This is a genomic window from Streptomyces sp. Ag109_G2-15, from assembly GCF_900215565.1.
GTDB lineage: Bacteria > Actinomycetota > Actinomycetes > Streptomycetales > Streptomycetaceae > Streptomyces > Streptomyces diastatochromogenes.
The window spans coordinates 7,568,299-7,581,572 of record NZ_OCNI01000001.1 but is presented as its reverse complement, the minus strand read 5'-3'; the positions used below and the strand labels follow the sequence as shown (position 1 = coordinate 7,581,572).

The following is a 13,274-nucleotide window of genomic DNA, read 5'->3' as shown; positions in this document are numbered from 1 at the left end:
GGGTCACCGTGCCGTACCAGCCGGGCGAGTTGACGGCGATCGCCTACCGGGCCGGCGCGGAGTTCGGCCGGACGTCGCTCGGCACGGTGGGCGCCCCGGCCGCGCTGCGTCTCGTCGCGGACGTCCGCGCCCTGACCACGAGCCGGGCCGATCTCGCGCACGTACTGGTCGAGGTGACGGATCGTCAGGGCAGGCTCGCGCCGGACACGACCGTCCAGGTGTCCTTCGACGTCGAGGGTGCCGGGGAGCTGGTCGGGGTCGCCAACGGCAACCCGCACGACGTGGACAGCTTCGAACAGCCGCGCCGCCACACCTGGCACGGCCGGGCCCTGGCGATCCTGCGCCCCGCGAAGAGACCGGGCCACGTCACGCTCACCGCGAAGACACCGGGCCTGCGACCGGCGAGGCTCACGCTGCCCGTGACGGTCCGAAGCTGAACACGCGTGCTCCTGAACGGCTCAGGCCAGGTCCGCCGGCTCGGCGGTGCCCAGCAGGGCGCGGGTCGTGGGATGTCGTGGTGCGGTGAACACCTCGGCCGTGCGGCCCGACTCCACGACCCGGCCGCTCTCCAGCACGGTCACGGTGTCCGTGCGGTCGGCGACGAGCCGCAGGTCGTGGCTGATCAGGACGAGGGCGGTGCCGCGCCGCTCGCGCAGGCCGGTCAGCAGGTGCATCACCGCCGCTCCGGTGTCCGCGTCCAGCGCGGAGGTGACCTCGTCGCAGATCAGTACCTCCGGGTCGGCCGCGAGCGCTCGGGCGATGGCGACGCGCTGGCGCTGTCCGCCGGACAGCTCGTACGGGTAGCGGTCCGCGAACGCGGGCGGCAGGCCCACCTGTTCGAGGAGGTCCGCGACGCGTTCGCGGACCTCTCCGGCCGCGCACCTGCGGTGCAGGCGCAGGGGTCTGCCGAGGGTCGCGCCGACGGTCCGGCTGGGGTTCAGCGCACCGAGCGGGTTCTGGGGCACCAGCTGCACCGCTCGCCGCTGCTCGCGGCCGCGCCCGCGCAGGCCCGTGCGCAGCGGCGTGCCGGCCAGGTGGACGGTGCCGGAGGTCGCGCGCTGCAGGCCCACGACGGCGCGGACCAGGGTGGTCTTGCCGGAGCCGGAGACACCTACGATGCCGACCGCGGAGCCCGCCGCGACGGTGAGGTCGACGCCGTCGAGGGCCGGGACGCCACCGAACGCGACGTGCAGGTCCCGTACTTGGAGGACAGGCGGGCCGTCTTGGTTCTCCTGCCGGGGCTCGGCGGGGCGGGTGTGGCTGTGCGTCCGCGGTCGGGGCAGGTGTGTGCCGAGGGTGACGACCTCGTCGGCGTACCGTTCGACCACCTCGGGGTCGTGGCAGGAGAAGGCGACGGCGAGGTGGTGCTCGCGGGCCAGGTGGCCGAGCAACTCGCCTATCTCGTCGCGGAGTTCCGGGTGGAGGCCGGCGGTGGGTTCGTCCAGGAGGAGGACCTCGGGTCGGCGGGCGAGGGCCCGGGCGAGGGCGACGCGGCGCTGCTGTCCGCCGGAGAGGGCGCCGGGCCGGCGTGCGGCCAGACATCCGTCGTCCGGGAGGCGCACCTCGGCGAGGAGCGCTCGCACTGCCTCGGGGCGTCGGTCGACGGCAAGTTCGCTGATGAGCGTCCGGACCCGCATACGCGGGTTGAGGCCGGAGCCGGGGTCCTGGCCGACGTAGGCGAGACGCTTGCCGCGCAGGGCCCGCAACTCCCGCTCGGGCAGGGCGAAGACGTCGTGGCCGAGGACGTCGACCCGGCCCGCGGTACGGGTGGTGCCGGGCGGCAGCAGGCCGGTGACCGCCCGCAGCAGGGTGGTCTTGCCCGCGCCGGAGGGACCGGTGAGGGCGGTGAGCCGGCCGGGGCTCAGGGTGAGGGAGGAGTCCTGGAGCAGGATCCGGCCGTCCGGGGCGGCGACGGTGAGGCCGCCGATGCGGACCGCGGGGCCGTCGGCCACGGGCCTCTCCGGCCTGGCGTAGGGATCACCGGATCCCTCCGGCTCCGCCTTGCCGACTGACGGGTCGTGTACCGGATAATCCGGCCCGGAGCGCTGGTCGCGGGTGTGGCTCACTGGACGGGCACCGCCTTCCGGCCGGTCTGCGGGGCGAGCGCGGAGGCCGCCAGGTTGACGCTGAGGGCGAGCAGGGCGACGGCGGCGCCGGGGGCGACCACGGCCCAGGGGTTGAGGAGGATCCCGGCGGAGTTCTCGCGGATCATCAACGCCCAGTCGGCGGCGGGTGGTTGGGGGCCCACCTGAAGGAACCCGGCCGTGGCCACGAGGTACACGGCGGCGACGAACCTCAGCCCGAAGAGCGTGAGCACGGTGGCGCGCAGGTTGGGCAGGATCTCCCGGACCACGAGGTACCACAGGCGCTCACCGCCCGCCGCCGCTGCTTCGACGTACCCGGCCTGCGCGACCGGCGCGGCCGCACCGGCCGTGAGCCGCACGGCGTACGGGACCCCGAGGACGACGGCGGCCGCGATGACCGCGAACCTGCCGCCGCCGGGCCAGGACAGGGTGACCAGCAGGATGGCCAGGACGGAGGGCAGCAGCATGAGGACGTCCGCGATCCGCTCCACCAGCCGCCCCACCAGGGGCCGTACCGCGCCGGCCGCGCCGAGGACGGCCGCGGTGCCCGTGACCAGTACGGCGACCAGCAGCGAGGAGAGGACGAGGTCGCGGCCGCCGGCCAGCAACCTGCTGAGCACGTCCCGGCCGAGCTGGTCGCCGCCCAGCAGCGCCTCCCCCGTACCCGCCGCGTAGGGCGCGGTCACCGGGGTGTCGATCGGGTGCGGCGCGATCCAGGGGCCGACCAGGGCGAGGCCGATCAGCAGGAGGGCGGGCAGGATCCGTACGGCGGTCGCCGTGCGCGGGGTCGCTCCGCGGGTGTCCGCGGTCATCGTCGTCCTCCCGTGAGCAGGTCCCGCACCAGGTCGGCCAGGAGCAGCATCCCGGTGATGACGGCTCCGGTGAGAGCCGTGACGCCGGCGATGACGGGGCTGTCGCGGTCGGTGACGGCGGAGGCCAGCACCGAGCCGATGCCGGGGTAGTTGAAGATGGTCTCGACGGCCACGGCGCCGCCCAGCAGCATGCCGGTTGAGGTGGCGAGGCCCGCCGCGACGGCGGGCAGCGCGCCCGGCAGGACGTGGTGGGTCAGGACGCGACGGGGCGGGAGACCGTCGAGGACGGCGGTCTCCACGTGCGGGGCGCGGGCCTCGTCGGCGAGGGCCGCGCGCACGATGCGGGTGTTCCAGCCGACCTGGGGGACGGTCAGGGCGAGGACGGGCAGGACGAGCATGTCCCAGGAGGCCGGGGAGCCGCCGGCGTCGGTGAGGGTCACCGCGGGCAGCCAGCCGGTCCACAGGGACAGCACCAGGACGAGGGCGACCGCGAGCACGAACTCGGGCAGCGCGAGGACCGCCGTCGCCGTGCCGGAGACCGCCCGGTCGAGCCTGCTGCCCGGCCGCAGGGCGGCCCAGCAGCCCAGGGCCAGCGAGAGCACGGCGGTGAGCAGCAGCGCGATGCCGCCCAGCAGCAGCGTGTTGGGGAAGGCGCCGGAGACCAGGTCGGTGACCTTCTCGCCGCGTGCGGAGGTGCCGAGGTCACCGGTGGGCAGGCCGGTCATCCAGTCCCAGAAGCGTTCCAGGACCGGCCGGTCGAGGCCGAGCAGTTCGCGGCGCGCCGCCAGGTCGGCGGCGGTCTCGCCACGCTCGGAGGTGGCCTTGGCCGCGTCACCGGGGAGTAGTTCGACGGTGACGAAGACCAGGGCGAGCAGCGCGGCCAGCAGGGCGGCCCGCTTCAGCAGGACGAGGCCGGCGCGGACGAGCAGCGGTGCGGGGGTCCGCGCCGGCCGCCGGTCCGGGGTGAGCGGAGAGGCGGCCGGCATCGTGGTGTCCGGGGTCAACTGGCCAGCCATGCGCTTTCGAGCTGGACCCGTCCATATCCGGGCAGCGTGGGCAGCCCGCGCACCCGGGACGCGGCGAGGTCGATGCCGTCGGCCATGCCCCACAGCAGATAGCCCGAGCGGTCGTACTCGATCTGCTGGAGCTGCTGGAGGAGCTTGGTGCGCCGGGCGGTGTCGGCGGTGCCGATGGCCTTCTCGTAGGCCTTGTCGAAGGCGGAGTCCTTCCAGCCGGCCTCGTTCTGGCCACTGTCGGAGACCATGGTCTTGCTGGCGAAGAAGACCACGGAGTCGTTGGTGCCCCAGTAGGTCGTGTAGAGGTCGCCCTTGAGCCAGGTCTTGTCCCAGAAGACGGCCGACTCCTGCTTGACGACCTTGATCTTCACCCCGGCCTCGCGGAGCTGGGAGGCGAGCAGGGTGGCCGATTCGGCGAGTCCGGCTATGTCCTCGGTGGTGAACAGTTCGTACGTCCGCGAGGTGTCGAAGCCGGCTTCCCTGAGGAGCTTCCTGGCCTTGGCGAGGTCGCGGGTGCGCTGCGGAACGTCCTTGTCGTAGGCGGGGTCGCCGGTGCCGAGGATGTCGTTGGCGACCGTGCCGTATCCGGACAGGACCTGCTTGACCATGGCCTCGCGGTCGACGGCGAGGCGCAGCGCCTCGCGCACCTTCGGGTCGGCGAACGGGCCGTCGGCCGTGCGCATGACGAGGGGCATCGCCATGTCGTTCGGGCGGCGGACCGTCTGGATGTCCTTGCGGGACGCGGCGGTTCGGGCGGCGACGGCGCCGGCGTTCGAGGCGACGTCGATCTGGCCGGCCAGCAGGGCGTTGGCCATCGCCTGCGGGCTCTCGAAGATCTTCACCTCGATGGCGTCGAGGTGGACCTCGCCGCCGTACCAGTCGTCGTTGCGGACCAGGCGGGCGTTGCCGGAGCGGAACCAGTCGAGCTTGAAGGGCCCCGTGCCCGGGGCCTTGGCGATGTCCTTGTCGGAGGTTCCCTCGGGGACCACGAAGGTGGTGAGCCTTGTGAGCAGCGGCAGTTCGGCGTTGGCGTAGTCGGAGACCAGGACGACGGTGTCGGTGCCCTCGGCGGTGATGTTCTTCGCCTGGATGCCGGGCAGCCGGGAGGCGCCGGACGGGGTGGCGCGCAGCCGCTTCAGCGAGAAGACGACGTCCTCGGCGGTGACCGGTGAACCGTCGTGGAACCTGGCCCCCTTGGCGAGGGTGAAGCGCCAGGTCCTGAGGTCGGCGGACGGCTTCCAGCTCGCCGCGAGCCGGGGCAGGGTGTTCGGCTTGGCGCCGGGCACGGTGAGGGTGTCGTATACGAGGCTGAGGATCAGGTAGTCGCTCTCGTTGGACTGGGTGCCGTGCGGGTCGCGGGTGATGGCACCGGCCCGGCCGAGGGCGCCGACGCGCAGCGTGCCGCCCTTGCGCGGCTTGGCGGAGCCGCCGGAAGCGGACCCGGCCGGCTCGTCGCCGCTGCCGCCTCCACAGGCGGCGAGCAGGGCTGCCGCGCTCAAGGCGCCACCTACTCCGAGCAGTTGACGTCTCGTCAGGTCCACTTGGTCCTCGATTTCACAAGCCGAGCTGAAACTTTGCTTAGGCTTGCCTACCCTAAATCACAGCTGGGACACAAGGGCACACAGGCTGTGACGTAGATCAAACTTAGGTAAGCCTTGCCTACTCCCTGTGGGCTGACTATGTTTCCGATCGGCTACCGGGCCGCGCCACAGCAGCCCGCCCCTCCGTACCGCGACCGCACCCCCCACCCGCACCGAACGGACGGTTCACCCATGCCGACGGGAGCCATCCCCGTACGCCGGCTCAGCCCCGACTCGGTCGAGGAGCTGACCACAGCGGCCCACGCCCTGCTCGCCGCCTTCGACGGCCGCGCCACCCAACCCGATCTGCTCGCCGAAGTCCCGCACACGGCCGCCTCGTTGGGGGACGGGATCCGGCAGGCCTGCCGCCCCGTCGACACCCCGGACGGACTGTTCGTCCTGCGTGGGCTCCCCGTGGACGACGAGGCGATCGGCCCGACCCCCGGCCACTGGTCGACCGCCGCGGACGCGGGCGCCGCATTCGACGTAGTCCTCCTCCTGCTCTCGACCCTCATGGGCACACCCGTCGCGTGGGAGGGTCAGCAGGACGGCCGGTTCGTGCACAACATCGTCCCCTCGCCCGGGCACGAGCAGGAACAGACCGGCGCCAGCAGCAGCGTGCTGCTCAGCCCGCACACCGAGGACGCCTTCCACCCCGGCCGTGCCCATCTGCTCGTCCTCGGCTGCCTGCGCAACCACGACTCCGTCGCCACCACGGCCGCCAGCGTCCGCCGTGTCCAACTGGGCGCCGAAGATGTCGAGTTGCTTAGCCGGCCGGCTCTTCCCATCCTTCCCGACGACGCCTACGCCGAGGCCCAGGCCTACGCCGGCGATCCGCCGTCGGTGCCCACGCTGTGGCAGGCCGAGGACGGCCCCACCCTGCGCTTCGACCCCGCCTACACCCCGCTGGAGCGGGCCTCCGACGCCCATCGCGCCGCCTACCGCCGCCTGGAGGACGAACTCGCCCGGGTCTCCGTGGCGGTGAGCCTGAACCCCGGCGAGGTCCTGGTCGTCGACAACGACCTCGTGGTCCACGGCCGCGTCCCCTTCCAGGCGCGCTACGACGGCACGGACCGCTGGCTGAAACGTTCCTCCGTGCGCGTGCCCGGACGCCGCACCCGTCCCCCCGCCGAGCGTGCGGAGCACGGCTACGGCCAGACCGTTGTGGAGGCTTTCGCATGAGCGGCATACCCGGCAGCGCGGGCAGCGCACTGCGCGTCCTGAGCACCAGCGATGTGGCGGGCATCGACATCGGCCTCGCCGACGTCGTCTCCGTGGTGGAGGAGGCCTACGGCACGCTCGCCGCCGGCCGCTCCGACAACCCGCGCAAGCTCACCGTCCAGCCCGGCGACGGCCACTCGGTGGCGTACGCGATGCTGGGCCGGGACGGCGTGCGCGACGTCGTCGCCGTCAAGACGTCGTACAAGCACGGCCTGCACGAGGACCGCGCCAAGCAGCACTACTACACGACGCTGACCCTCTACGACGACACCACCGGCCTGCCCGTGGCGATGATGGACTGCGGCCGGGTCGGCGCCCTGCGCACCCCGGCCGTCTCCGCCCTGCTCGCCCGGGAACTCGCCGCCCCCGGCAGCCGCAGCGCCCTGGTCGTCGGCACCGGCACGCAGGGGCGGCTCGCGCTGCCCTTCCTGCTGACCACCCTGCCGGACCTGGACCGGCTGATGCTCTTCGGCACGCATCCCGACGGCGTCCGGGCAGTGCGGGAGCAGTTGCGGGCGCACTTCCCCGAGCGGGACGTGGAGGTGGTGACCGACCTGCGGGCCGCCGCCGGGGACGCCGACATCGTGCTGGCCACAGCGGGGCCGAACACCCCGGCCGCCGTGGAGTCCGCCTGGCTCAAGCCCGCCGCGCTGTCCGTGCTGGTCGGCTACGGCATAGCCCCCTCCACCCTGCACCACGCCGACCGGGTCGTCGCCACCAGCGCCGCGCAGATGCGCGTCACCGGCACGGACATGGCCGACGCGGACGGCCGACTGCGCGATGTGGACGCCGAGTTCCCCGAGGTGCTGGCCGGGCGCGCGGAAGGCCGTACGGACCCGGGGCAGCGAATCTTCGCCTACAACAGCGGGCTGGTCGTCACCGACATCGCCCTCGGCCACCGGTTCGCCCAACTCGCCCTCGCCCAGGGCCTGGGCACGGCGGTACAGGTGTGGCAGTGACGCCCCTGCCGACCCTGCCCGGTCGCACGACCGAAGCGGTGCGCGCGCTGCTCCGGCCCGACTCCCTGTTGTTCGAGCTGAGTTACGCGTTCGGGGGGCCGTACCACGTGCTGTTCCCTGAGCTGTTCGACAGCAACGCCAGAGCGTTCCGGACGGCGTTCGCCGAGGCGGGTGTCGACGGGCACGTCTACTACGCCAAGAAGGCCAACAAGGCGGCCGTGTTCGCGGAGCGGGCCGCGGTGCTGGGCCTGGGCGTCGACGTGGCGAGCCACGGCGAGCTGCGCGAGGCGCTGGCCGCCGGGGTACGTGGAGCCGATCTGGTGGTGACCGGCCCGGCCAAGGCGGACGAGCTGCTGCGCGTAGCCGTGCTGCACGGCGCGCTCATCGCCGTCGACGCCCTCGACGAGCTGGACCGACTGCTCGGCCTCGCCGCCGAACTGGGACGCACCGCCAGGGTGTTGCTACGGCGGCTGCCGCCGGCGCAGCCGGACAGCCGGTTCGGGCTCGACACCGGCGAACTGGAGGCGGCACTGCGGCGCTGCGCGGCGGCCGGCGTGGACCTGGAGGGCTTCAGCTTCCACCTCTCCGGCTACGAGGTCGAGTCGCGTGCCGACCTCGCCGCCGAACTGGTCCGGCTGTGCCTGCGCGCACGGCAACTGGGCCTGCGCGCCGACCGGATCAGCATCGGCGGCGGTTTCGCGGTCGACTACGTGGACGCGGGTGACTGGGACTCCTTCGACGAGGCCCTCCGTCCCGAGCACGTCCACGCGGGGAAGACGTTCTCCGGCTTCTACCCCTACCACTCCCCCGTCGCCGGGGCCGACGCCCTGCGCGCGGTCCTGGCCGCCGTGCCCGCCGGGGAGCAGGCTCCGCTGGCCACCCTCCTGCGCACGGCGGGAGTGACGCTGCTCGTGGAGCCGGGGCGGGCCCTGCTGGACCAGGCCGGATGCACGGTGTTCGGCGTCCAGGGCGTCAAGGAACGCGACGGGTACGGGATCCTCACCGTGGACGGCACCAGTCTGAGCCTGTCCGAGCAGTGGTTCGCCAGCGAGTTCCTGCCGGACCCGGTGCTGGTGCCCGCGGCTCCCGGACCCGGGGCGCCCGAAGGGCCGTACCCGTGCTGTGTCGGTGCCGCCTCCTGCCTGGAGTCCGACCTGCTCACCTGGCGCAAGATCCCCTTCTCGCGCCGCCCCGCCGTCGGTGACCTGCTCGTCTATCTCAACACCGCCGGCTACCAGATGGACTCCAACGAGTCACCGTTCCACGAACTGCCGCTGCCGCCCAAGGCCGTCATCGAGCCCGCCGCCGGCCCGGGCCGCCCCCGCTGGCGCCTCGACCGCCACCCATAGAGAGTTCCCGACCATGGACCTGTCCCTGCACCGCCCGCCCGTCGTGCGCCGGGTCTCCGAACTCATCGGTGCCACCCCGCTGTTCGAGCTGTGCCGCACCGAGGACGACGTACGGTTGCTGCTGAAGCTGGAGCAGTTCAACCCGACCGGGACGGCCAAGATACGCATGGCCCGGCAGATGGTCCTCGACGCCGAGGAGCGCGGGCTGCTGCGCCCCGGCGGGAGGATCGTCGAGTCCACCTCCGGCAACACCGGTCTCGGCCTCGCCGTCGTCGCCGCCGAGCGCGGCTACACCTTCACCGCCGTCGTCGACCACCATGCCGCCGCCGACAAGCTGCGCGCGATGAAGGCCCTCGGCGCCGAACTCGTCTACGTCGCCGACGAGGGCGACGAGGAGCTGGCCACCGCGGCCCGCGAGGAGTTCGCCGAGAGGCTGGCCGCCGAGACGCCGGGCGCCTACTTCACCGAGCAGCACAACAACCCCGCCAACGGGGTCGGTTACCACGCCGTCGCCCGCGAACTCGACGCCGCGCTGGACGGCCGCGTCGACGTGCTGATCGCAGCGGTCGGCACCGGCGGCGGGCTCTTCGGCACCGGCGGCGAACTGCGCAGGACCGTGCCGCAGGTGCGGATCGTCGGCGTGGAACCGAAGGGCTCCATCGCCTTCGGGCCACCCGCCCACGACTACTACCAGTCCGGCACCGGCACGCCCGAGGGCGCGACGATCGGCGCCATGGTCGACTACGACCTGCTGGACGAGGGCGTGAAGGTCGGCGACGTCGAGGCCTTCGCCACCGCCCGCGTCCTCGCCCGCCGCACCGGGCTGCTGATCGGCGGCTCGGCGGGCGGGGTGGTGTACGAGGCGCTGACCCGGCTGTCCTCGCTCCCGCCCGGTACGACTATGGTCGCGCTGGTCAACGACGGCGGCGAGAAGTACATGGACACCGTCTTCGACGACGACTGGATGACCGCCCGCGACCTGCTCGACGCCCATGTGGAGCGCGAGGTCGACGAGTTGCTGACCAAGCTCCGCCCCACCACCGCGCCGGACACCCCACAGGAACAGCACTGATGCCGCCCGTCCTCGCCCGCCTGCTCACCGACGGCCGCGCGCTGGCCACGCTCGCCGTACCGCTCGCGCTCACCCAGCTCGCCCAGGTCGCGCTCACCACCACCGACACCGTCATGATGGGCCTGATCAGCACCGAGGCCCTCGCGGCCGGCGGTCTGGCCATGGTCGTCTTCAACCAGCTGCGCACCATGGGCGTCGGTCTGGTCACCGCCGTCGGCAACCAGGTCGCCGCCGCCGACGCACGTGCCGAGCGGGACGGCGGCGAACAGGCGCGCGATGAGGTACGGGACCTGGTCCGGGCGAGCCTGCTGCTGGCGACCCTGGCCGGGCTCGTCGGCGCGGTGCTGATGGTGCTGATCGGGCATGCCATGGTCTGGCTCGGCCAGGACCCGGACGTCGTCGACACCGCGAAGCCGGTGCTGTACGCCATGGCACCCGGACTGATCCCCTGCCTGTGGTTCCAGGCGATCCGGCAGTTCACCGTCGGCATGCGCCGCCCACAGGCCCTGCTGCGCATCACCCTTGCCTCGATCGCCGTCAACGCGGGTCTCAACTGGGCCTTCATCCACGGTACTTGGATCGTCCCGAAGCTCGGTCTGCCCGGCATCGGGCTCGCCACGACCGCGGTGTACGCCCTGTCGTTCCTGGCGCTGTACGCCTCCGCCCGGCGCGATCCCGCCCTGGCGCCGCTACTGTCCCTGCGCATCTGGCGGACCCGTCCGGCCACCCTGCGCCGGCTGACCGCGCTCGGCACGCCGATCGCCGCCACCTACGGCTCGGAGGCGGGCTTCTTCTCGGTCGTCGCGCTGATGGTCGGCAGCTTCGGCACCGCCGCGCTGGCCGCGCACACCGCCGTCAACCAGCTCGTGTACATCGTGTTCCAGATCGCCGTGGGCCTCTCCCACGCCGCGTCCCTCGGCGTCAGCCGCGAACTCGCCCTGGGCAACAAGGCGGCGGCCCAACGGCTCAAGACCACGGCGCTGGCCTGCGCCGCCGCGGTCATGGCGGTCGTGGCGCTGGTGTACGTGACCGTGCCCCGCCTGGTCCTGGCCCCGTTCTTCGACACCGGCGACTCGGCGGCCACCGACATCGCCGTGCATCTGCTGCTCGTCGCCGCGGTCCTGCAGTTCTTCGACTGCACGCAGAACATCGGCGTCGGCCTGCTGCGCGGCCTGGACGACACCAAGGGTGGCTTCCGCGTCACCCTCGTCGGCTACTGGCTCGTCGGTCTCCCCACCGCGGCGCTGCTCGGCCTCGGCACCGGACTCGACACCCTCGGCATCTGGCTCGGCCTCCTCACCGGCCTCGCCGCCACCGCCGTACTCCTGCTGCGCCGCTTCAACCGGGGCGTCGGCCGACTGGAGGCGACCTCGGCACCGGCGACCGTCTGAACGGGCGGCTGGTCGGCGAGCTGAGCATTACGGCTGGTGAGCCAGTCGATCTTTGTGTGGCGAGGTATCTGCGGTGTCGTTGCAGCGTGCATAGGATCGCCGGCATGACACTCCGACCTGCTCTGGTGAACATAAAGGCACTTGATGACTCGGCGGTCGGCCGGTTCTGGGCGGAGGCGCTCGGCTGGGGTGTTTCCAGCTCGCAACCCGGCGCGACCGCCGCCAAACCCGCCGGCTTCGATTGGCTGGACCCGGTCGGCGTCTGCATCTGCGTCATCGCCGTCCCGGAACCCAAGACAGCAGCAAAGAACCGTGTGCACGTCGATCTCGCCACCACCTCTGCGGCCCATCAGGCGGAGTTGGTCGCGCGCCTCCGGGCTCTCGGTGCGACGCCCGCCCACGTGGGCCAGGGCGACGTGCCGTGGACGGTCCTCGCCGACCCGGAGGGCAACGAGTTCTGCGTGCTGGAGCCGCGGGAGATCTACCGGGACACCGGGCCGATCGCCCGGGTGGTGGTCGACTGCGCCGATCCGCGGGCCATGGCCCGCTTCTGGGACGAGGCGCTGGACTGGACCCTGCACGAGGTGACCGACGATCACGCGGTGCTGCGCTCCGCCAAGGGTGTCGGCCCGTATCTCGAGTTCCTCCGCACCGGCGTGAAGACCGTGCCGGACCGCGTCCATCTTGACCTGGTGCCGGACGCCGGTGACGACAAGGCAGCGGAGGTGGCCCGGCTGCGGGCCCTCGGCGCCACCGACCTCGACGTCGGCCAGGGTGACGTCCCGTGGACGTGCCTGACCGACCCGGAGGGCCACGAGTTCTGCGTCCTCTCCCGGTCCTGACGCCGAGCAGCTGAACGACGGCCGCCGAGAAGTCAGGGGCGGTCCGCGGTGGCCGGCCGCCACAGCATCGGCAGGTCCGCGGGCCGTACCCGCACCGTCACCGGCAGCGCGGCCTCCACCTCGCCGTCGGCTCCGTAGGGGACGGGGCGGGAGGCCTCGATGCGGATCTCCTTTCCGCGCAGGACCCGCACCTCGGGGCGGTGGACGTGGCCGCCTGTCTTCAGCTCGTTCATGAGGGTGAAGAACAGCCGGCGCGGGGCCTCGCGGATCATGACGATGTCCAGCAGTCCGTCGTCCACCCGCGCGCCGGGCGCGATGAGCCGGCCGGAGCCGTAGTAGGGGGAGTTGGCGGCCACGACGGTGTAGCCGCGGTGGGCGTGCTCCTCGCCGTCTACGGTGACGCGGTAGTCCGCCGGTCGCCAGGTGGTCACGGCGCGCAGGCCGCCCGCGTAGTACGACGCGGACCCGCGCAGCAGCCGGGCCTCGTTGGCGTGCCGGTTGGCCAGCGCGTCGACGCCGGCGTAGACGCTGCCCAGGACCACGGTGCGGTGGTGGACGGCCGACTCCACCTCGATGGTGTCGACAGGGCTGGGCTCGGCGTGCAGCAGGAGGTCGGCGAGCGCGGCCGGGTCGGCCGGCAGGCCCAGCGCCCGGGCGAAGTCGTTGCCCCGGCCGGCGGGTACGAGGCCCAGGACCGTACCCGTGCCGCTGAGCGCGCCGCCGATGCCGCCCGCCATGCCGTCGCCGCCGACCGCCAGGACCACCCGGCCGCGTTCCCCGGCCTGCCGGGCGATGTCCTGGGCGTGGGCGAGGCTGTTGCTGTACTCCGTCTCCAGCTCGGCTCCGGCCTCGCGGAGCAGTCGGGCCAGGTGGAGCAGCGATGCCGCCCCGGTCGAGTCGCCCGCGGTCGGGTTGACGACGGCGGTGAACTGTCGCATCGGTGGGCCT

Annotated in this window: 12 protein-coding genes; 7 read left to right on the top strand and 5 right to left on the bottom strand. The window is 72.9% G+C overall.

Annotated elements, in window-relative coordinates:
* Window positions 1-8: 8 nt before the first annotated feature.
* The gene (locus CRP49_RS34115) at window positions 9-437 is read left to right on the top strand and encodes a hypothetical protein (protein WP_097256822.1); all 429 of its coding nucleotides are present in this window, start codon (window positions 9-11) and stop codon (window positions 435-437) included.
* 21 nt (window positions 438-458) lie between these two features.
* On the opposite strand, the gene CRP49_RS49245 is transcribed toward CRP49_RS34115, so the two are convergent.
* The 4 genes from CRP49_RS49245 to CRP49_RS34095 all read right to left on the bottom strand — a co-directional run bounded on the left by CRP49_RS49245 (window position 459) and on the right by CRP49_RS34095 (window position 5,453).
* Window positions 459-1,952 carry an ABC transporter ATP-binding protein gene (locus CRP49_RS49245; protein ID WP_373560378.1) on the bottom strand — a complete coding sequence of 498 codons (1,494 nt, stop codon included), beginning with the start codon at window positions 1,950-1,952 and terminating at the stop codon, window positions 459-461.
* A gap of 110 nt (window positions 1,953-2,062) precedes the next feature.
* On the bottom strand, window positions 2,063-2,896 hold the full coding sequence (locus CRP49_RS34105) for an ABC transporter permease (protein WP_097256821.1): 834 nt from the start codon (window positions 2,894-2,896) through the stop codon (window positions 2,063-2,065).
* Window positions 2,893-3,912: an ABC transporter permease gene (locus CRP49_RS34100; RefSeq protein ID WP_257033582.1), complete on the bottom strand. Its 1,020-nt coding sequence runs from the start codon at window positions 3,910-3,912 to the stop codon at window positions 2,893-2,895. Before CRP49_RS34100 ends, CRP49_RS34105 begins: the two co-directional genes overlap by 4 nt.
* Entirely contained in the window at window positions 3,897-5,453 is a 1,557-nt protein-coding gene (locus CRP49_RS34095; protein ID WP_097256820.1) for an ABC transporter substrate-binding protein, read from the bottom strand. The genes CRP49_RS34100 and CRP49_RS34095 overlap by 16 nt, the downstream gene beginning before the upstream one ends.
* A 231-nt stretch (window positions 5,454-5,684) precedes the next feature.
* Between CRP49_RS34095 and CRP49_RS34090 the strand changes: the two genes are divergently transcribed.
* The 6 genes from CRP49_RS34090 to CRP49_RS34065 all read left to right on the top strand — a co-directional run bounded on the left by CRP49_RS34090 (window position 5,685) and on the right by CRP49_RS34065 (window position 12,326).
* Entirely contained in the window at window positions 5,685-6,674 is a 990-nt protein-coding gene (locus tag CRP49_RS34090) for a TauD/TfdA family dioxygenase (protein ID WP_097256819.1), read from the top strand.
* Window positions 6,671-7,672: an ornithine cyclodeaminase gene (locus CRP49_RS34085; protein WP_097256818.1), complete on the top strand. Its 1,002-nt coding sequence runs from the start codon at window positions 6,671-6,673 to the stop codon at window positions 7,670-7,672. Before CRP49_RS34090 ends, CRP49_RS34085 begins: the two co-directional genes overlap by 4 nt.
* Window positions 7,663-9,021 (top strand): alanine racemase, encoded by a 1,359-nt coding sequence (locus CRP49_RS34080; protein ID WP_218892974.1) that lies wholly within the window; start codon window positions 7,663-7,665, stop codon window positions 9,019-9,021. The genes CRP49_RS34085 and CRP49_RS34080 overlap by 10 nt, the downstream gene beginning before the upstream one ends.
* Window positions 9,022-9,034: 13 nt before the next feature.
* Window positions 9,035-10,093, top strand: a complete 1,059-nt coding sequence (locus tag CRP49_RS34075) for a cysteine synthase family protein (protein ID WP_097256816.1) — start codon at window positions 9,035-9,037, stop codon at window positions 10,091-10,093.
* Window positions 10,093-11,484, top strand: a complete 1,392-nt coding sequence (locus CRP49_RS34070) for an MATE family efflux transporter (RefSeq protein WP_097256815.1) — start codon at window positions 10,093-10,095, stop codon at window positions 11,482-11,484. The genes CRP49_RS34075 and CRP49_RS34070 overlap by 1 nt, the downstream gene beginning before the upstream one ends.
* Window positions 11,485-11,588: 104 nt before the next feature.
* Window positions 11,589-12,326, top strand: a complete 738-nt coding sequence (locus CRP49_RS34065) for a VOC family protein (RefSeq protein ID WP_097256814.1) — start codon at window positions 11,589-11,591, stop codon at window positions 12,324-12,326.
* Between the two features lie 32 nt (window positions 12,327-12,358).
* On the opposite strand, the gene CRP49_RS34060 is transcribed toward CRP49_RS34065, so the two are convergent.
* Complete coding sequence (locus tag CRP49_RS34060; protein WP_097256813.1) at window positions 12,359-13,264, bottom strand: YegS/Rv2252/BmrU family lipid kinase; 906 nt, start codon at window positions 13,262-13,264, stop codon at window positions 12,359-12,361.
* Between the last annotated feature and the right edge of the window lie 10 nt (window positions 13,265-13,274).

What these genes read in the sequence shown, in the direction of transcription:
- CRP49_RS34085 (WP_097256818.1), top strand. Translation starts at nt 6,671, where the DNA reads ATGAGCGGCATACCCGGCAGCGCGGGCAGCGCACTGCGCGTCCTGAGC.
- CRP49_RS34090 (WP_097256819.1), top strand. Translation starts at nt 5,685, where the DNA reads ATGCCGACGGGAGCCATCCCCGTACGCCGGCTCAGCCCCGACTCGGTC.
- CRP49_RS34100 (WP_257033582.1), bottom strand. Translation starts at nt 3,912, where the DNA reads ATGGCTGGCCAGTTGACCCCGGACACCACGATGCCGGCCGCCTCTCCG.
- CRP49_RS34060 (WP_097256813.1), bottom strand. Translation starts at nt 13,264, where the DNA reads ATGCGACAGTTCACCGCCGTCGTCAACCCGACCGCGGGCGACTCGACC.
- CRP49_RS34070 (WP_097256815.1), top strand. Translation starts at nt 10,093, where the DNA reads ATGCCGCCCGTCCTCGCCCGCCTGCTCACCGACGGCCGCGCGCTGGCC.
- CRP49_RS34075 (WP_097256816.1), top strand. Translation starts at nt 9,035, where the DNA reads ATGGACCTGTCCCTGCACCGCCCGCCCGTCGTGCGCCGGGTCTCCGAA.
- CRP49_RS34105 (WP_097256821.1), bottom strand. Translation starts at nt 2,896, where the DNA reads ATGACCGCGGACACCCGCGGAGCGACCCCGCGCACGGCGACCGCCGTA.
- CRP49_RS34065 (WP_097256814.1), top strand. Translation starts at nt 11,589, where the DNA reads ATGACACTCCGACCTGCTCTGGTGAACATAAAGGCACTTGATGACTCG.